Raw genomic sequence first — 17980 nt, 5'->3', positions numbered from 1 at the left:
GTCTAGAGTGTGTGTAGCCGCCTGAATAATCTTTTGGAATAGGGATTTCTATTCCTGCTAAAATTTCGGCATCAACTTCTTCTTTGACTTTCTGTAGTGAATTGTCAAAAATTGGAATATTTCCCAATTGATCACGGATATTTTTGACCCCCTCTTTTGTTAAAATTAATCTAGGATGTCCTGAAGGATCTATCTTAGTGTTTTTGGTTTTTTCCGGACCATTACAAGATATAATTACTAATAAAGAGAAGAGTATGACGTAGAGTTGCTTCATTGTAAATTGAGTTTAATTCAGTAATGGTTTTTACTTAAAAATTTGAATCGTCCACAATTGGTTATCCAAATTGGTTTACCAAAAGTAATATTAATTTTATTCTAAAGCAAATTATGTGTAATAATTAGATTTGAATAGATAGTTTTTATTCTATTTCGAATGGGGATTTAAATTATTTCTTTCTGAAACAAAATCATAGAATTTTAGTCATAATAAATTTGAATTCGTAAGTTTGCAATCCTTATTTGTTTTAGATGCTCTAAGTCAATTCATTTGAAGATTAGACATCGTAATGAGTGAGGGGGTTAAGTCTTTGTTTTTAAAGGGTTTGTGTTTGTTTTTGTAAAGAATGGATACAGTAAAGAATTAAAAAAACTCCTTATAAAAAAAGATAACAATAGTACTTTTGAAAACTTATAAATAAAAAGAACAAAAAATGGCAACAACATTATTTGACAAAGTTTGGGATTCACACGTAGTGCGTCAGGTAGAAGACGGACCGGATGTATTCTTTATCGATCGTCATTTTATCCATGAGGTAACTAGTCCAGTAGCGTTTATTGGATTGGAAAGTAGAGGGAACAGTGTGGTTTATCCAGCGCGTACATTCGCAGTTGCAGATCACAACACACCAACAATCAATCAACATTTACCGGTAGAAGATCCTTTATCTGCAAACCAGTTAGATACTTTAGGTAAAAATGCTGAAAAGTATGGGATTTCTCATTGGGGATTAGGTGATGTTAATAACGGTATTGTACACGTGGTAGGACCTGAAAACGGAATTACTTTGCCTGGTGCAACTATTGTTTGTGGAGATTCACATACATCTACTCATGGTGCCTTTGGAGCTATTGCTTTTGGTATTGGTACTTCTGAGGTTGAGATGGTATTGTCTACTCAGTGTATCATGCAGTCTAAGCCTAAAGCTATGCGTATCAACGTAAATGGTAAATTAGGATTGGGAGTAACTCCTAAAGATGTTGCTTTATATATTATTTCAAAACAAACTACTTCTGGTGCTACAGGGTATTTCGTAGAATATGCTGGAGATGTATTTGAAGATATGACTATTGAAGGTCGTATGACTGTGTGTAACCTAACAATTGAGATGGGTGCTCGTGGTGGTATGATTGCTCCAGATCAAAAAACATTTGATTATATAGCAGGTCGTTCTCAAGCTCCAAAAGGTGCTGATTGGGACAACGCAATGAAATATTGGGAAACTTTATCTACGGATGAAGGAGCTGAATTTGATATTGAGTTTAATTACGATGCAGCTGATATTGAGCCAATGATTACTTACGGTACAAATCCAGGGATGGGTATTGGAGTAACAAAAGATATTCCAAATGCAGAGAATGTTGAAGGTGGTGTTGAGACTTACAAAAAATCTTTAGGATACATGGACTTCAATGAAGGAGATTCTATGATCGGTAAAGAAATTGATTTTGTGTTCTTAGGATCATGTACAAACGGACGTATTGAAGATTTTAGAGCTTTTTGTTCTATCGTGGAAGGTCGTCAAAAAGCAGCTAATGTTACTGCTTGGTTGGTGCCAGGATCTCATAAAGTTGTAGATCAAATCAAAGAAGAAGGATTGGATAAGATTATTACAGACGCTGGTTTTGTTTTAAGAGAGCCAGGATGTTCAGCTTGTTTGGCAATGAATGATGATAAAATTCCTGCTGGAAAATTATCAGTTTCAACTTCTAACAGGAACTTTGAAGGTCGTCAAGGACCAGGATCAAGAACTTTATTAGCTTCTCCATTAGTAGCTGCAGCTTCTGCTGTTGAAGGTGTGGTTACAGATCCAAGAACAATCTTAAACGCTAACGCTTAAAAATAGAATACAATGGCTTACGATAAATTTGAAGTATTAACAAGTACAGCTTTTCCACTTCCTATTGAGAATGTGGATACAGATCAAATCATTCCTGCTCGTTTCTTAAAAGCAACTGAGCGTAAAGATTTTGATATTAATTTTTTCCGTGATTGGAGATTTGAAGCAGATGGAACTCCTAAAGCTGATTTTCCTTTAAACAAGGAAATACACGCAGGATCTCAGATCTTAGTAGGAGGTAGAAACTTCGGTTCTGGTTCTTCTAGAGAGCATGCAGCATGGTCTGTATATGATTTCGGACTAAGATGTGTAATTTCTTCTGAATTTGCAGATATCTTTAAAAATAACTGTTTGAATGTTGGTGTATTGCCTGTTCAAGTTTCAGCTGAATTTGCAGATTCATTATTTGCAGCAATCGAAGCAGATCCTAAAGCAGAAATTACAGTTGATTTACCAAACCAAACAGTGACTTTAGTTGCTACTGGAGCGTCTGAATCTTTTGATATCAACGGTTATAAAAAAGGAAATATGTTGAATGGTTTTGATGATATCGATTATTTAAAAAATATCGAAGGAGAAATTACAGCATTTGCAGGAACTCGTCCTTTCTAAAAAGGAATAGGTTTTCTAAAATAATAAAAAAGCGTTTCAACTAAATGGTTGAGCGCTTTTTATGGTATTAAAAAATACGGTATTTTGCCTGTTTTTTGAAGGAAAAAGTAGAGAATGGAAAGAAGAAAAATTGAAATTATGGATACCACACTTCGAGATGGTGAACAAACCTCTGGAGTGTCATTTTCTGTTTCTGAAAAATTAACCATAGCAAAATTATTGCTTGAGGAGTTAAAAGTAGATCGTATTGAAATTGCCTCTGCTCGTGTTTCAAAAGGTGAGTTAGAAGCTGTGCAAGAAATTTCTAAATGGGCTTCTGAAAATAATTGTTTGAATAAGGTTGAGGTGTTGACTTTTGTTGATGGAGGGAAATCCATTGAATGGATGTTAGAATCTGGATCTAAAGTTCAGAATTTGTTGACAAAGGGTTCTATGAATCACTTGACGCATCAGCTGAAGAAAACCCCAGAGCAACACTTTTCTGATATTGAGTCTACTATTAATTTAGCGGCTTCTCACGGTATACAAACTAATGTGTATTTAGAGGATTGGAGTAATGGAATGCGTAATTCTAAGGAGTATGTTTTTGAATTTTTAACTTTCCTAGCTTCTCAAAATATTGAACGTGTTTTATTACCAGATACATTAGGAGTTTTAACACCTAAGGAATCTTATTCTTTTGTAAAGGAGTTAAGAGATACGTATCCAAATTTGCATTTCGATTTTCATGCACATAATGACTATGACTTGAGTGTAGCCAATGTAATGGAAGCAATTGATGCCGGTGCAAATGGATTGCATTTGACGGTGAATGGAATGGGTGAGAGAGCGGGTAATGCTCCTTTAGCTTCTGTAGTAGCTGTAGTTAATGATTTTATGCCTGAGATTGAAATTGCAGTCAACGAGTCCTCTTTGAATAAAGTGAGTAAGTTGGTTGAAAACTTTTCTGGGTTTAGAATTCCAGTGAGTAAACCAGTAGTAGGAGCAAATGTATTTACTCAAACTGCGGGAATTCATGCAGATGGTGATAATAAAAAGAACCTGTATTTTAACGATTTACTTCCAGAGCGTTTTGGTAGAAAACGTAAATACGCTTTGGGGAAAACTTCTGGTAAAGCCAATATTCAGAAAAACTTACAAGATTTAGGTTTACAGTTGAATGATGATGACTTGAAAAAAGTGACGCAAAGAATCATTGAATTGGGAGATAAAAAAGAATTGGTAACTCAAGAAGACTTGCCCTATATTATTTCTGATGTTTTAGATAGTAGTTCTAGAGAAGAAAATGTTGTGGTAGAGGGGTATGTATTAACACACGCAAAAGGATTGAAACCATCAACTACGGTGTCGCTTAGAATCAATGGAAAGTTGTTCGAAGCAAATGCGAGTGGAGATGGACAGTTTGATGCCTTTATGAATGCTTTGAGAAAGGTTTATGCTGAGCATACAGATAAAACAATTCCTACGTTAACCGATTATGCCGTGAGAATACCTCCAGGATCAAATTCTGATGCTCTTTGTGAGACGATCATCACCTGGAAAAATGGTAAAAAAGAATTTATCACACGTGGTTTGGATGTGGACCAAACTGTATCTGCTATCAAGTCCACGCAAAAAATGTTGAACATTCTTGAAATGTCATAAAAATATAAAACGATTTAGTGCTGGTCACTAAGAAAACAATTTAAATAATAATAAAATGAAATTAAACATTGCCCTTTTAGCCGGAGACGGTATCGGACCTGAAGTAATTGATCAGGCAGTAAAAGTATCAGATGCTGTAGCAAGTAAATTCGGACATGAAATTACTTGGAAGCCAGCTTTAACTGGAGCAGCTGCTATTGATGCAGTTGGAGAACCTTATCCAGATGAAACGCATGAGATTTGTAAATCTTCTGATGCTGTGTTATTCGGTGCTATTGGTCACCCTCGTTTTGATAATGATCCATCTGCAAAGGTGCGTCCAGAGCAAGGTTTGTTGAAAATGCGTAAAGCATTAGGGTTGTTCGCAAATGTACGTCCAACTTTTACATTCCCATCTTTATTAGATAAATCTCCATTGAAACAAGAGCGTATTGAAGGAACTGATTTGGTTTTCTTACGTGAATTGACTGGAGGAATTTATTTTGGAGAAAAAGGAAGAAGAGACGGAGGAGATACTGCTTTTGATAACTGTGTATACACAAAAGAAGAAGTGACTCGTTTGGCTAGAAAAGGTTTTGAATTGGCAATGACACGTTCTAAGAAATTATGTTGTGTTGATAAAGCAAACGTATTAGAAACATCTCGTTTATGGAGAGAAACTGTTCAAGGTTTGGAAGCTGATTACCCAGAGGTAGAAGTTGCTTATGAGTTTGTAGATGCAGTTGCAATGCGCTTGGTGCAATGGCCAAATTCTTATGATGTATTGATTACAGAAAACTTGTTTGGAGATATCTTAACAGATGAGGCTTCGGTAATTTCTGGATCTATGGGATTGATGCCATCTGCTTCTATGGGAGCTGATATAGCTTTGTTTGAGCCTATTCACGGTTCTTACCCACAAGCAACAGGATTGAATATAGCAAATCCAATGGCAACTGTTTTATCTGCTGCAATGATGTTTGAAAACTTTGGTTTGCAAGAGGAAGGAAAAGCGATTAGAGATGCAGTAAACAAGGCATTATCTGAAGGAATTGTAACGGAAGATTTAGCAAACGGTGAGAAAGCTTACGGAACTATTGAAGTAGGAGATTTCTTAGCTAAAAGTATCTAAACAAAAATAAATTTAAAAAGGGGGATGTTGAAAAACATCCCCCTTTTTGTTTTTAGAATAATATCTTTGCAGTATGAAAGACGGAAAAATGTTACACTTAGAGTTGCCAACGGATCCTAGGTGGGTAAATATAGTAGAAACAAATATTGATGAAATTCTAACAGACCATGCTTGGTGTGAACAGAAAGCAGCTACCAATGCCATTACCATCATAACCTTTAATCCGAATTTATCAGATTTAGTTTCTGATATGTTGGAGCTGGCTAAAGAAGAAATTGAGCATTTTGAAATGGTTCATGAAATCATCAAAAAACGTGGAGGAGTTTTAGGTAGAGAGCGCAAGGATCCGTACGTGAGGGAGTTGTATCAGTTTATGAAAAAAGGTGGTACACGTGAGGATGCATTGGTTGATAGACTCTTGTTTTCAGCTTTGATTGAAGCAAGAAGTTGTGAACGTTTTAGAGTACTCTCAGAAAACATCAAGGATAAAGAATTATCTGTGTTCTATAGAGAGCTCATGATAAGTGAAGCTGGGCATTATACTACATTCATTGGGTATGCAAGAAAATATGGAGGTAGAACAGATGTAGATAAAAGATGGAAGGAATGGTTGGCTTTTGAAAATAAAATTATTTCAAAGTACGGAAAGAATGAAACTATCCATGGTTAATGATTTATTAGATTTAGATATAAAAAAAGCTCCTTCAAACGAAGGAGCTTTTTTTATGTTATTAAGAATTTTAAATTCTTAGTTTTTTTCTTCTAACAATTCTAAGAACTGATCCAATTTAGGTTGGATGATAATTTTAGTTCTTCTGTTTTTAGATCTGTTTGCAGCAGAATTATTCTCTACTAATGGAGCATAGCTACTTCTACCAGCTGCGATCAATCTCTCAGGAGCAACTTTGTAATTTTTCTGTAATGTTCTTACTACAGATGTAGCACGCTTTACAGATAAATCCCAGTTGTCTTCTAAAACTTCAGTGTTGATAGTTCTTGAATCTGTATGTCCTTCAACCATTACGTCCATTTCTGGTCTTTCGTTGATTACGTCAGCAACTTTTTGTAAAACTTTCTTAGCTCTGTTAGATACAGTGTAAGATCCAGAGTTGAATAATAATTTATCGTTGATAGAGATGTAAACAACAGTTTTCTCGATATTAACTTGAATATCCTCGTCGTTTAATCCATCGTCTAAAACTTTCTTTAAGTTGAAAGCAACAGCTAAGTTGATAGAATCTCTTTTAGAGTTTGCGTTTTGGATGTGCTTGATGTATTCATCTTTTTTCCCCAATTGCTCTAAAGTTTCTTTTACGTTTTCTGAAGCAGACTTCGAAATAACCGTTAAGTTATCTACAAATTCCAACGTTTTTTCGTTTCCTTTTAATAAGTAGTCGATTTTATCTTCTAAAGCAGCATTTTTTGCTTGCTCTTTTTCTAATTCACTAGAAGAAGCGTTTAAATCAGTTTTAGCAGTTGCTAATTCTTGGTTTGTATCATTGTTTGCGTTTTGCAAGTCAGTGTATTTTTTCTTAGAAACACAAGAAGACAATAATAATACGCAGATTGTAGATAATGCTATAAGTTTTTTCATGGTTTTGAGTAAAATGATTTAATTTGTGCAAATATATTAAAATATCTAAATAAAAGAACTTAAAAGTTCAATATTCAAAGATATAATTAATTGATTTACACAAGATGATGAAATTTAAAATGTTAATAAACGGTTTGTTAATCCTAATGATTTGTAGTTCATGTTCAAAAATCAAGCCAAACGAGTATAAATTAGAAGGAAATGTTTTTGGAACTAGTTTTCATATCACTTATTTATCTGAAGTTAACGAAAATTATTCAATTCAAATTGATAGTCTGTTTAAAGTTGTAAATAAATCTTTGTCTACTTATGATGCATTATCAGATATTTCACGAATAAATGCAGGTGAAGAGGAGGTGGAAATAGACGCTTATTTTAAAGAAGTTTTTTTAAAAGCAAAAAGGATTTATTCAGAAACTAATGGGGTTTTTGATCCTACTATTGGGGTTTTGGTGAATGCATGGGGATTTGGTCCGGAAAAAACAATTGGGAATCTAAATGAAGATCGCATAAAGGAGCTGTTAGAATTAGTTGGATATGATAAGGTGACGTTAACGGATTGCTGTGTTCTCAAAGAAGATCCAAAAATTTATTTAGATTTTAATGCCATTGCAAAAGGATATGGAATAGACGTTGTTGCTAGGTTTCTAGAGCAAAAAGAGATATCTAATTATATGGTAGAAATTGGAGGAGAGGTACGTACAAGAGGTAAAAATGCTACCGGTGCCTATTGGAGAATTGGAATTGAAAAACCTAATTTCGATGGTACTCGATCTTTGCAGCAAATAGTCTCCTTAAAAAATGAATCTATGGCAACTTCAGGGAATTACAGAAAATTTAAGATAGATTCACTTACAGGTGAAAAATATGTGCATACAATCGACACTAATACGGGTTATACTGCAAAACGTGATTTGTTAAGTGCTTCTGTGATTTCTTCGTTAGATTGTGCTGATGTTGATGGTTATGCTACGGCATTTATGGCAATGGGGTTTGCCGCTACGAAAGAATTTGTTGATCATCATCCTGAATTGAAAGTATTTCTTATTTATGTAGATGAAAACGGTGAGACACAAGAGTTTTCAAATTTCCCTTTATAAATGCTGCTTTTGTCGTACTAATATTTTTAGTAAATTAGACGCTATATATTTTATTCATACACTTTTACTTAACAGCAATATGCACAAGTTTTTTCTCATCCTTTTTTTTATTTCTTTTCAATTCTACGGTCAATCAAGTTCAGAGATTGCTGAGATCTATCTTGTGAAATCAGAAGAACAATTGCAACAAAAAGAATTGACAAAGGCTCTGGTGTATTTTGATAAAGCTAAAAATTTATTAGGCAATGAGTCTACCGCTAAAATGGAAGAAATTGGAACGATGATTTATTTTCAGCTCGAAAATTATCCGGTGGCAAAAGAACATGCAAAAAAATATTTTGATCTAACTACAGAAAAAGGAACCGAGCGTTATAATGAGGTTCTTTATTTATATGTAGATATTGAAGAAAAAATTGAAGCTGAAAATAAAATAAAGGCGGAATTGCTTGCCGCTGAATTATTACGTAAAAAAGAAGCACATAGAATTGATTCATTGACAACGGTATGGTATGCTAAATTTTCAGAATTGTCTGTTATAGCTGATACAATTTATTCATTTGATAAAAATGGTGTAGCGGTTTTTAAAAATGACAAGGGCTTTTATGGCGTGATAAATGATCTTGGGTCGGTGTTGGTAAATCCAGGAACGTATGCTGATTTTTATCATTATGATGGCAAAGTTGTGCTGATGGAAGGAGCTAAGGGACAATCTTCGAAAGTAACAGTTTATAAAACAAACACAAAAGAAGAGACCCCATTGCCTCAAGTTTCTAATTTTAATGTCTTGTCTACAAATTATGGAAAGGTAATGCTGCCAAGAGAAAATAATTTAATAGTTACTTATCCAAATAATTCTAAAAAAGTTTTGGTTTATGATATCGATGCAAAGGGTTATAAAAGCAATTCTAAATTGATCACATATTATGAGTATTGGAAAGATCATAATGTGATTAAAAAATTCAACAAAGAAAATCAAATTAAGATCGATAAGGAATATTTAAACTTTGGAGGTGATTTAGGTGGTTTTAGTGTTTTTTATAATGAAGATGACTCTTTGTTCGGGTTTATTTCTCTAGGAGGAAATATTGTTTCTTCAGGTCAATATCAATATTTAGGAACTTTAAGTAATGGGGCTTTAGAAGCAATCTCTACTGAGGGTACTTCGATTTGGTTAAATCAGCAAGGAAGAACTATTCAAAAACCAATTGATAAAAATGGTATTTATAAAGGAACAACAGTTCTTATAAAAACAGATTCTAAATATCAATTTGTGAATGAGAAAAATGAAATTATCAAAGACGGAGCGTCTTTGGTTAGTTTGGATGAGTTTTTAAAGATGCACTAGGGCTTTGTGCAAACAGGTAAAATTTCAGAAGGAGATAATCTAAATTTTTCAATTTCTTCTGGAGTTGCAATATCAGAAGATTTGATTTCATTTACCTCGAAACCTATATTTCTCAGTTTGTTAAAATAATCTTTTCCATAAATTCTTACATGGTCATACTGTCCAAAGTGAATTTTTCTATCCGCAGGATCCGTAATAGAAAAGTCTTCGTATGTTTCTTCTCTATCTAATTCTTGAGGTATTTGAAAGATACCCATTCCTCCAGGTTTTAATACCCTCAATAACTCCTGCATGGCTTTTTTATCATCTTCTATATGTTCTAATACATGATTGCAAAAAATGATATCATAACTATTAGATTCAAAAGGGAGGTTGCAAATATCTGCTTTCACATCTGCCAAAGGAGAAAACAAATCTGTAGTAAGGTAATCTAGGTTTTCTTGTTTTCTAAATAGTTTATAAAAACATTGCTCTGGTGCAACATGTAATACCTTTTTCGGTTCCGAAAAGAACGTTGTGCTTTTTAAGTACAACCATAACAATCGATGTCTTTCTAGAGATAAGGTTCCGGGCGCCAATACGTTCTCTCTTTGTACTCCATATCCATAAGGTAAAAACTTTCTAAACGACTTACCATCTATAGGATCTGTATACGTATCACCCCTAAGATAAAAACTGACAAAAGGCTGTGCCAAATAACTCATTTTAATCAAAAATGGTCTGGGTATAATGTTTAAAGCAAGTTTAAAAAGAGACATTCAGTAAAATCTTATAGCACAAGAGGTACACTTCTGAATTCGTCTTCGGCATCCGTTTGAATTCCTAAAGCTGCATCAATGTATTTAAAAGTAGATAGTAATTCTGGTTTTCCATTTACAATGGCAACATCATGTTCAAAATGAGCAGAAGGTTTTCCGTCTTTGGTTAAAATGGTCCAACCATCATTCAATTGATTGATGCTTTTAGTTCCCATGTTGATCATAGGTTCGATGGCAACTACCATTCCTTCGGTGAATTTTTTTCCACGTCCTCGTTTTCCATAGTTCGGCATTTCAGGATCTTCGTGCATAACACGTCCTAGTCCATGACCTACTAATTCTCTTACCACACCATAACCACGATCTTCAGTATATTTCTGAATAGCATAGCCAACATCACCAACACGATTTCCAGCTTTAAACTGTCCCACGCCTTCGTATAGACTCTGCTTGGTTACTTCCAATAATTTTTTCGTTTCAGGGTCAATTTCACCTACCTCAAAAGTGTAAGCGTGATCTCCATAAAAACCATTTTTTAAAGCACCGCAATCAATGGAGATAATATCACCTTCCACCAGTGCGTCTTTGTTAGGGATACCGTGTACAACTTGTGCATTCGGACTCATACAAAGGGTGTTGGGAAAATCATATAATCCTAAAAATCCAGGTTCCGCTCCATGATCTCTAATAAAAGCTTCAGCTAAGGTGTCTAACTGTAAAGTACTAACGCCAGGTTTAACTTCTGCAGCAAGCATTCCTAAAGTTTTAGATACAATTAGTGCACTTTCGCGCATCAATTCAATTTCTTCTAAAGTTTTAATAGTAATCATAAAAGCTATGTTTTTCTGAGCGCAAAGTTACTTTAAATAAAATATTTTTAAATAGAAAATTAAAAATTATTACTATGGTAGTTGATGGTCTATTTTTTTAAAAAGGAGAAAAAGCCTTTGTTTTTCTTTTGAGGTGTATTTGCCTCTCCAAAAAATAGCTGATGTACCTGTCCCCATCCGATAAATCCACCAATATTTCTATCATCAATAAACATATCTGCATATATTTTAGGTGAGGTGCTACCATCTTGAATTTCTTCCGGATAGTTTTTGTTAATCGCGTAGAAATCAATTCCGTTTGCTTTACAGAATTCAACAGCTTCCTCTAATTTTTTTCCATGTCTCACGGTCCATAAAATCAAACGATGTCCGGCTTTTTGAAGTTCTTTCATTGTTGAAAAGGCAAATATTTGTTCTTTTCCAATTTTAGGATAGTCGTCTTCAACGATTGTTCCATCAAAATCCACTGCAATGATGATGTGTTTGTGAAGTGCCATAGGGTTGGGGATTAAAGTTATAGCAAAATACAATTTTTACAGTTCAAAACCTAGTTGAAAAGCTGTCTAGTTGTCTAGTTTGAGTAGTTAATTGTCTAGGGAGTAGTTAAATAGTGTGGTTGTTTTACATAAATTACTAGACTTGATATTCACATATAAGCTTTTGGTTTTGAATGGTTTTGTGCTTAGTGTACTTTAGTTTCAGTATAAACCATAAACTTAAATTTAAATTATGAAAAAAATTACATTAATTGCGGTATTTCTATTAAGTGCTATTACCTATGCACAAATTGTTCCTCCCACATTTTCATGGTCAAATAAATCTGATTATTTGATTGACGGAGAATATGTTTTTAAACCAGGGGACGTTATTAATTATACTATTGATTATACTTTAGGTTCTACAGATGGCGTTGCAGATACGAAATGGTTTGCTTTGTTTTCTTTCCAAAGTAAAGCATATGATGCTGCTGCAGATGCTGCTACTGGAAATGATTGGGTTACCGTTGATGGGGCCGGACCTTCTTATGCGGACCCTTCTGGGTCGATAACGATTCCTGCTTTACAAGATTTATCTTCAGCTGAAACAAAATCTTATAGAATTTTGGTTTACCTAGCTTATTATAAAGGAGGAGATACAAGTATGCAAGTTTTTGGGGGTGCAGGAGCAAGTGATAATCAACTGATCTCCATCAAATCTCAGGCAGAAGTAGATCTGTTAAGTATAGAAGATTTTGAAAATTCACCTTCTATTGGGGCATATCCAAATCCGACCAACGGAGTAGTGAATTTTGGACAAGAAAGTGAGGTTTATGCTGTTTTTGATGTGACCGGTAGATTGGTTTCATCTCAAAAAGGAGGAAAATCTATTGATTTAACTACTTTGCAATCGGGGATCTATTCAGTAAAAACAGATTTTGGAATTATTCAAGTGATAAAAAACTAAGTATAAAACGGAATTCAAAAAAAATAAAAGCCTATGAAAAATTTCTTATAGGCTTTTTTGTGTCAAAGAATTTTAGAGTTTGGTTTCAAAGGAAACTTCTCTTGCTATTGTCAGATTTATAAACCTTAGACAAATTTTATTCCAACAAACATTAGTTATTGCTCTGTGAGTTGATAATAATTTTTTTAATCACGCTCGTGTTTTCTACAGAGATTTTTAGATAGTAAACGCCATTGGGTAAGCTTGATATATCTTGAGTTTTTAGATTTTCTTTTTGGAAAACAAGTATTCCCATACTATTTAATAATTCTAATTGGTAATTCTCTTGGTTGGTGTTTATTGGAGTTAAAATTTCAAATGAGCGAGTTACGACCGTTGGATACACCTTTATGCCATTCACAAAATTTATTTTTTGAGCCGACAGAGATGGGTTTGCTGAACAGCTTGTATCAGCAGAAGAGGCTGGACAAACATTGGCCGGTCCTATTAAGAAGGACTCGTCTACATGAGCCCCATTAAAACATCTTGGAATATATGGCCAGCTATCCGTTAATACATAATAATAAGTTCCTTGAGGATAATCCGGTGTAACACCATATCTACCATTGCATTCATCCAAATCAGTATTGGCCTGTATAAACTCATAATCTTCAATATACAACCCGTCGTCACCATTCTCATCATTTGGTTCATCATCATAGGCTCCGCCTGGTGCTGAGAAACTATCTCCTGGTCGATTTCCAGATTTTAATTGCCATCCAGAGTCAAAAGCTATAATAGCGCTGTTACTGTCGTTGGCATCAGTGTATGCATATTTATAATATACCGGAAATCCATCAGCAGCATATCCCACGATAGGAGAAAAGGAAGTACCGTCGATTCCTAAATTGACTCCATTCGTTTTCGTGAAATAGTCTATAGAAATAGAATGGTAGTGGTATTCTCCTTTTGCATTTAAATGTGCTCCTTGAGAATTCATTCCAAAGGCTTTGACTGCCTCAATATTCCAGTCGTAATTATATTCTCCAGTTGCAACACCGGTATCTGAATCTAAAATTTCAAAATACTCGGTGGAACTTGGAGCATAAAGAACTCCGTTCTCAGCGACTCCAAATTTATATGATCCGGAAGTGCTGCAGCCTTGGGCTTCATCGTCTCCATATAATTGGGTTGTACTCGCTCCTTGAGTTGGATAGGCACACATGGCCCATGTATCGTCTTGACCCAATACACTAAAGTTTCCATTTAAGCCTCCAGCGGCATGGTTTGGTATGGAGTTGGCATACACGTATTTTACATTGCCTATAATTTCAGTACATACCGCATTGTCCGATTCTTCAGCAAATATGGCCGCCGAATCGCACTGAGAATATGTCCAGTTATTTATAAGTAAAATTGAAGAAATAATAAGGTGTAGTGGTTTCATTAGTAGATTGCTTTTAGGGTTTTACGATCAGCTTTTAGTTTAAAAAGGCGCTTTTTATTTTGCAAATAGAGCCAAAAGTCGAAAGAATTAAAATGCTCATTTGTAAAATCAAGTCCTTTGTTTTTTATTGTTAACGAAGTTATATCTTGGTGGTTTGTTGTTTTAAATTTTAGTGTCACAAATCTAAGTTCTGAAATCGTTGTATCGTATTTTAGATCAGCTACTTTATCATTAATGGTGATGCCAATATTTTCATGGATAATGTTTTTCAGTACTAATAAATCTTTTACATCATCCTTATAGTCTTTTAAAGATTCATGAAATTGAGGAATATTTTCTTTTGGGAACACAAAGCTATATTCAATAGCATCCTCTGTTTCTTTGATGGTGCAGATTCCAATACTTTGGACATGCATGGTTGCGGAACAAAATATTAGCGAAAGGATTAGTAGTAGGATTTTTTTCATTCTAATAGGTTTTATTATAAAACAAGATACAAATAGAAAACCCTATAATCAGGATTCAATTTTGTTTTTTTAACCTAAAAAAACCCAATGTATTACACATTGGGTTTTCCATAAGATATTTAGTTTTTTTTATAATAAAGAACTACAAGTCATTTCTTCTGGCTGTTCTACGCCCATCATATCTAAGATAGTTGGAGCAACATCTCCTAAAACACCATCTTTGATAGATTTTAATTCTTTGTCTATTAAAATCATTGGGACTGGGTTGGTAGTATGCGCTGTATGAGGACTTCCATCAGGATTCATCATTGTTTCACAGTTACCATGATCAGCTATAAGTAAGGTTGAATAACCGTTAGCTAAACCTGTTTCAATCACAGCTTGTGCACATTCATCTACTGCTTCACATGCTTTGATTGCTGCATCCATCATTCCAGTATGTCCAACCATATCACCGTTGGCAAAATTCAAACATACAAAATCTGCTTCTCCTTTTTCTAGATCTTCACAAAGAGCATCTTTTAATTCATAGGCGCTCATTTCTGGTTGTAAATCATAAGTCGCAACTTTTGGAGAGTTTCTTAAGATTCTAGATTCACCCTCAAATGGAGCTTCTTGTCCACCAGAGAAAAAGAAAGTAACGTGTGGGTACTTTTCAGTCTCAGCAATACGAATCTGTTTTTTACCCGCCGCAGATAAAACTTCACCGATTGTGTTTTTGATATTGTCAGTGTTATAAATTACATTGATTCCTTCAAAACTTTCATCGTATAAAGTAATCGTTGTGTAGTACAAGTCTAATTTTTTCATTCCAAAATCAGGGAAGTCATTTTGAGACAATGCATTTGTCAATTCTCTACCTCTGTCAGTTCTATAGTTAAAGAATAAGACAACATCTCCTTCTTTAATTTGTGTTTTTGGAGTACCATCTTCGTTTGTTACAACGATTGGTTTGTGGAATTCATCTGTAATTCCTGCTTCATAGTTTTCATTGATTGCGCCAATGATATCTGTTGTTTTCTTTCCTTCAGCATGAACCAATCCGTCATAAGCTTCCTTAACTCTTTCCCAACGATTGTCTCTATCCATGGCGTAATAACGACCTGTAACAGTTGCTATCTCTCCTGTTGAAACATTCATGTGTTCCTGAACTTCATTTAAGAAATAAGGAGCAGATTTTGGATCGCAATCACGTCCATCTGTAAAGGCATGTAAAAATACATTCTCAACTTCGTTTTCTTTTGCAACATCTAAAATTCCTTTTAAATGATTGATGTGTGCGTGTATACCACCATTAGAAACAAGTCCTAATAAATGAACATTTTTATTATTTTCTTTAGCATAGTTTAAAGTATCCAAAAGCACCTTTTCCTTTCCTAAAGTTTTTTCTTTAACCGCTTTGTTAATTCGAGCTAGGTTTTGGTATACAATTCTACCAGCTCCAAGATTCATGTGCCCTACCTCAGAATTTCCCATTTGGCCTTCTGGCAATCCAACATGTTCACCATCTGTACGTAAAGTAGCATTTGGAAATTTGTTATATAGACCGTCTATATATGAAGTTTTCGCATTAAAAACAGCAGAGACTTTAGGGTCTTGTGTAACACCCCAACCGTCTAATATCATCAAGATTACTTTCTTATCCATGTTGTAAAAATTTAATTGCCCAAAGATAAAAATGATTTATGAATAATATTTGAATAGCAGTAAATATTAACGAATTCGTTTGAGTTTGTTAGATAAATTAATAATCGGTGCTAAGATTTAAACTAAATTTATAGCTTATTTATTTTCTTATTTATTAATTTTGTTATTGAACAAACTAAAATAAAAAAAATGGCAAATTTTGATAATGAAAAAATTCAAGAATACTTGAAAAATGGAGCAGTTGTATTAGATGTAAGAACTGATGCTGAATATGCGGAAGGGCATGTAGCTGGATCTGAGCATATTGTACTCGATAGAATACCAGGAAATATTTCTACAGTTAAAGATTTAGGAAAACAAGTGATCGCTGTGTGTAGAAGCGGAGCTAGAAGTGGTCAGGCTACTGATTTTCTAAAACAACATGGTATTGACATTATCAATGGTGGACCATGGGAAAATGTAGATCAATACATGTAAAAAATATAGAGACTATAAAAAAAGCGACTAAATATCTTAGTCGCTTTTTTTATACTTCAAAGTCAGGTCTATTGTGCAATTTTATTTTTTCCATAACGTAAAATATAGAACCGATCATGGCACCAGTAAAGGTTCCCATATTAATTGGGTCAAAATGATGGCCTGTAATTAAAAATTTTGCATAAAAAACGACAATTCCAATAACCAAACACCCCATAAATAAATTAAATGGCTTTAGATGTAGGTTAGCAAAACTCCCACAAAATAGACCAACTAATAAGGTGCTGAGCGTAATTTTTGTATAGATTACTTTCTCAAAAGTATAATCATTAACAAAATAGCTGCTTATCAACATTCCAAGCAGAGCTCCAATGATAATTCCAATACTAATCTTTTTCATTTTTTTGTATATAAGTAAATATACTAAAAAATTATATGAGATTTTTTATTTAAGAAGACTAAAAAGAAATATTGAAATTATTTTTCAATTCCAAAATCCTCTTTTCCAGCTTGTTTCTGAATTTTTTATGTTGTTCTGATGAGGGATTGAATGGCTTGTGTGCTAAACTTTTTTGAATATTATCTATGGTTTCTTGAAGTTTTTCTGTCTCATTTGCTATCCATGTTTTTTTGAAATTTTCCCATATGTAATCCACAGCTAATTGATTTGGATGTAACATATCCTCTTTGTAAAATCTATAATCCCTAAGATCGTCCATCATAATTTCATAAGCAGGAAAATAAGACGTGTTTGTGTCAAGAGAATTGTGAATTGCAGCAATCAAGTGTGATTTGCTCAAGGTGTTTTCTATCATTCCATCTTTTAGATGTCTGACAGGGCTAACTGTAAAAATAATATGAACATCACTATTGAAATTATAAATTGTGTCTTTAATATTCTTTATGCTTTTTTCAATTTCTGTGACGGAAAGTAGTTTTTTGGAAAATTCTCTTTGAGGAATTTTATGGCAGTTAGCTACTATTTCTTTTGTCTCATTTGATTGATACACCCATGAAGTACCTAGAGTAATAATGATATGTGAAGCAGACCTTAGTTTTTTTTGAGTAGTAGTAATTGTTGTGTTGATCTTGTTTAGAACTTCATTTTTTTCACTTCTAGAAAAATCAGAATGGTGGTTGAAACTATGCCACAAATCATTATGAGAAATCAAATCCTTGTCAGCATATTTTTTCCCTTCAATGCATTCAGAAATAGCTTTTTCAATTGCTACTGGATTGAATAAAATACCATAAGGATTGGTTGTAGATTGAAATTTAAAATAGTCAAATTTCGCTCCAATATTTTCAGAGAAACAAGATCCAAATAAAATTATTTCAGAGTTATAATTTATAGATCTTAACTCCTTGTTTATTTTGTATTGCGTTCTGAAAATAGAATTTTCCATAGG

18 protein-coding genes and 1 pseudogene are annotated in these 17980 nt (G+C 33.9%); 9 read left to right on the top strand and 10 right to left on the bottom strand.

Annotated elements, in window-relative coordinates; genetic code table 11:
• Nucleotides 1–274, bottom strand: a pseudogene (locus tag P8H68_RS03910) (heparinase); the annotation flags it as partial.
• A gap of 436 nt (nt 275–710) precedes the next feature.
• On the opposite strand from P8H68_RS03910, the gene leuC reads away from it, so the two are divergent.
• The 5 genes from leuC (at nt 711) to P8H68_RS03885 (ending at nt 6154) form a co-directional block, all read left to right on the top strand.
• Nucleotides 711–2117, top strand: a complete 1407-nt coding sequence (gene leuC, locus P8H68_RS03905; protein WP_300321868.1) for a 3-isopropylmalate dehydratase large subunit — start codon at nt 711–713, stop codon at nt 2115–2117.
• Between the two features lie 12 nt (nt 2118–2129).
• Nucleotides 2130–2729, top strand: a complete 600-nt coding sequence (leuD, locus tag P8H68_RS03900) for a 3-isopropylmalate dehydratase small subunit (RefSeq protein ID WP_300321865.1) — start codon at nt 2130–2132, stop codon at nt 2727–2729.
• 114 nt (nt 2730–2843) lie between these two features.
• Nucleotides 2844–4373 carry an alpha-isopropylmalate synthase regulatory domain-containing protein gene (locus tag P8H68_RS03895; protein ID WP_300321863.1) on the top strand — a complete coding sequence of 510 codons (1530 nt, stop codon included), beginning with the start codon at nt 2844–2846 and terminating at the stop codon, nt 4371–4373.
• A 55-nt stretch (nt 4374–4428) separates the two neighbouring features.
• Nucleotides 4429–5484: a 3-isopropylmalate dehydrogenase gene (gene leuB, locus P8H68_RS03890; protein ID WP_300321860.1), complete on the top strand. Its 1056-nt coding sequence runs from the start codon at nt 4429–4431 to the stop codon at nt 5482–5484.
• Between the two features lie 88 nt (nt 5485–5572).
• Entirely contained in the window at nt 5573–6154 is a 582-nt protein-coding gene (locus P8H68_RS03885; RefSeq protein ID WP_300321874.1) for a tRNA-(ms[2]io[6]A)-hydroxylase, read from the top strand.
• A gap of 78 nt (nt 6155–6232) precedes the next feature.
• Here P8H68_RS03885 and P8H68_RS03880 read toward each other — a convergent pair whose 3' ends face one another.
• Nucleotides 6233–7078 (bottom strand): OmpA family protein, encoded by an 846-nt coding sequence (locus P8H68_RS03880; RefSeq protein WP_300321858.1) that lies wholly within the window; start codon nt 7076–7078, stop codon nt 6233–6235.
• Nucleotides 7079–7182: 104 nt separating this feature from the next.
• Here P8H68_RS03880 and P8H68_RS03875 point away from each other — a divergent pair, with 104 nt between their 5' ends.
• Both P8H68_RS03875 and P8H68_RS03870 read left to right on the top strand, forming a co-directional pair.
• A complete protein-coding gene (locus P8H68_RS03875; RefSeq protein ID WP_366144926.1) occupies nt 7183–8178 on the top strand; it encodes an FAD:protein FMN transferase in 996 nt (331 codons plus the stop codon).
• 163 nt (nt 8179–8341) lie between these two features.
• Nucleotides 8342–9523: a hypothetical protein gene (locus tag P8H68_RS03870; RefSeq protein ID WP_300321855.1), complete on the top strand. Its 1182-nt coding sequence runs from the start codon at nt 8342–8344 to the stop codon at nt 9521–9523.
• Here the strand turns inward: P8H68_RS03870 and P8H68_RS03865 are convergent.
• The 3 genes from P8H68_RS03865 to P8H68_RS03855 all read right to left on the bottom strand — a co-directional run bounded on the left by P8H68_RS03865 (nt 9520) and on the right by P8H68_RS03855 (nt 11608).
• A complete protein-coding gene (locus tag P8H68_RS03865; protein WP_300321853.1) occupies nt 9520–10281 on the bottom strand; it encodes a class I SAM-dependent methyltransferase in 762 nt (253 codons plus the stop codon). The genes P8H68_RS03870 and P8H68_RS03865 overlap by 4 nt on opposite strands.
• An 11-nt stretch (nt 10282–10292) precedes the next feature.
• Nucleotides 10293–11111 carry a type I methionyl aminopeptidase gene (gene map, locus P8H68_RS03860; protein ID WP_300321851.1) on the bottom strand — a complete coding sequence of 273 codons (819 nt, stop codon included), beginning with the start codon at nt 11109–11111 and terminating at the stop codon, nt 10293–10295.
• 89 nt (nt 11112–11200) lie between these two features.
• Nucleotides 11201–11608, bottom strand: coding sequence for a BT0820 family HAD-type phosphatase (locus P8H68_RS03855; RefSeq protein WP_300321848.1), 408 nt, complete (start codon nt 11606–11608; stop codon nt 11201–11203).
• A 232-nt stretch (nt 11609–11840) separates the two neighbouring features.
• Here P8H68_RS03855 and P8H68_RS03850 point away from each other — a divergent pair, with 232 nt between their 5' ends.
• On the top strand, nt 11841–12554 hold the full coding sequence (locus tag P8H68_RS03850) for a T9SS type A sorting domain-containing protein (protein WP_300321845.1): 714 nt from the start codon (nt 11841–11843) through the stop codon (nt 12552–12554).
• A gap of 151 nt (nt 12555–12705) precedes the next feature.
• Here the strand turns inward: P8H68_RS03850 and P8H68_RS03845 are convergent, their stop codons facing one another.
• The 3 genes from P8H68_RS03845 to gpmI all read right to left on the bottom strand — a co-directional run bounded on the left by P8H68_RS03845 (nt 12706) and on the right by gpmI (nt 16094).
• Nucleotides 12706–13980 carry a YHYH protein gene (locus tag P8H68_RS03845; RefSeq protein WP_300321843.1) on the bottom strand — a complete coding sequence of 425 codons (1275 nt, stop codon included), beginning with the start codon at nt 13978–13980 and terminating at the stop codon, nt 12706–12708.
• Nucleotides 13980–14447, bottom strand: coding sequence for a hypothetical protein (locus tag P8H68_RS03840; RefSeq protein WP_300321840.1), 468 nt, complete (start codon nt 14445–14447; stop codon nt 13980–13982). The genes P8H68_RS03845 and P8H68_RS03840 overlap by 1 nt, the downstream gene beginning before the upstream one ends.
• Before the next feature lie 129 nt (nt 14448–14576).
• Nucleotides 14577–16094, bottom strand: coding sequence for a 2,3-bisphosphoglycerate-independent phosphoglycerate mutase (gene gpmI / locus P8H68_RS03835; RefSeq protein WP_300321838.1), 1518 nt, complete (start codon nt 16092–16094; stop codon nt 14577–14579).
• Between the two features lie 189 nt (nt 16095–16283).
• On the opposite strand from gpmI, the gene P8H68_RS03830 reads away from it, so the two are divergent.
• Nucleotides 16284–16571 carry a rhodanese-like domain-containing protein gene (locus P8H68_RS03830; protein ID WP_300321836.1) on the top strand — a complete coding sequence of 96 codons (288 nt, stop codon included), beginning with the start codon at nt 16284–16286 and terminating at the stop codon, nt 16569–16571.
• A 49-nt stretch (nt 16572–16620) separates the two neighbouring features.
• Here P8H68_RS03830 and P8H68_RS03825 read toward each other — a convergent pair whose 3' ends face one another.
• Nucleotides 16621–16971 (bottom strand): hypothetical protein, encoded by a 351-nt coding sequence (locus tag P8H68_RS03825; protein ID WP_300321833.1) that lies wholly within the window; start codon nt 16969–16971, stop codon nt 16621–16623.
• 58 nt (nt 16972–17029) lie between these two features.
• Nucleotides 17030–17977 (bottom strand): GSCFA domain-containing protein, encoded by a 948-nt coding sequence (locus P8H68_RS03820; RefSeq protein WP_300321830.1) that lies wholly within the window; start codon nt 17975–17977, stop codon nt 17030–17032.
• Nucleotides 17978–17980 lie beyond the last annotated feature (3 nt).

It is taken from the genome of Flavicella sp. (assembly GCF_029238425.1).
In the GTDB taxonomy this organism is placed as follows: domain Bacteria; phylum Bacteroidota; class Bacteroidia; order Flavobacteriales; family Flavobacteriaceae; genus Flavicella.
This window is presented reverse-complemented; position numbering and strand designations above follow the sequence as displayed.

Bases quoted from the DNA above. Each gene is read 5' to 3' on its own strand.
- leuC (WP_300321868.1), top strand. From the start codon at position 711: ATGGCAACAACATTATTTGACAAAGTTTGGGATTCACACGTAGTGCGT.
- leuD (WP_300321865.1), top strand. From the start codon at position 2,130: ATGGCTTACGATAAATTTGAAGTATTAACAAGTACAGCTTTTCCACTT.
- P8H68_RS03895 (WP_300321863.1), top strand. From the start codon at position 2,844: ATGGAAAGAAGAAAAATTGAAATTATGGATACCACACTTCGAGATGGT.
- leuB (WP_300321860.1), top strand. From the start codon at position 4,429: ATGAAATTAAACATTGCCCTTTTAGCCGGAGACGGTATCGGACCTGAA.
- P8H68_RS03885 (WP_300321874.1), top strand. From the start codon at position 5,573: ATGTTACACTTAGAGTTGCCAACGGATCCTAGGTGGGTAAATATAGTA.
- P8H68_RS03880 (WP_300321858.1), bottom strand. From the start codon at position 7,078: ATGAAAAAACTTATAGCATTATCTACAATCTGCGTATTATTATTGTCT.
- P8H68_RS03875 (WP_366144926.1), top strand. From the start codon at position 7,183: ATGATGAAATTTAAAATGTTAATAAACGGTTTGTTAATCCTAATGATT.
- P8H68_RS03865 (WP_300321853.1), bottom strand. From the start codon at position 10,281: ATGTCTCTTTTTAAACTTGCTTTAAACATTATACCCAGACCATTTTTG.
- map (WP_300321851.1), bottom strand. From the start codon at position 11,111: ATGATTACTATTAAAACTTTAGAAGAAATTGAATTGATGCGCGAAAGT.
- P8H68_RS03855 (WP_300321848.1), bottom strand. From the start codon at position 11,608: ATGGCACTTCACAAACACATCATCATTGCAGTGGATTTTGATGGAACA.
- P8H68_RS03850 (WP_300321845.1), top strand. From the start codon at position 11,841: ATGAAAAAAATTACATTAATTGCGGTATTTCTATTAAGTGCTATTACC.
- P8H68_RS03845 (WP_300321843.1), bottom strand. From the start codon at position 13,980: ATGAAACCACTACACCTTATTATTTCTTCAATTTTACTTATAAATAAC.
- P8H68_RS03840 (WP_300321840.1), bottom strand. From the start codon at position 14,447: ATGAAAAAAATCCTACTACTAATCCTTTCGCTAATATTTTGTTCCGCA.
- gpmI (WP_300321838.1), bottom strand. From the start codon at position 16,094: ATGGATAAGAAAGTAATCTTGATGATATTAGACGGTTGGGGTGTTACA.
- P8H68_RS03830 (WP_300321836.1), top strand. From the start codon at position 16,284: ATGGCAAATTTTGATAATGAAAAAATTCAAGAATACTTGAAAAATGGA.
- P8H68_RS03825 (WP_300321833.1), bottom strand. From the start codon at position 16,971: ATGAAAAAGATTAGTATTGGAATTATCATTGGAGCTCTGCTTGGAATG.
- P8H68_RS03820 (WP_300321830.1), bottom strand. From the start codon at position 17,977: ATGGAAAATTCTATTTTCAGAACGCAATACAAAATAAACAAGGAGTTA.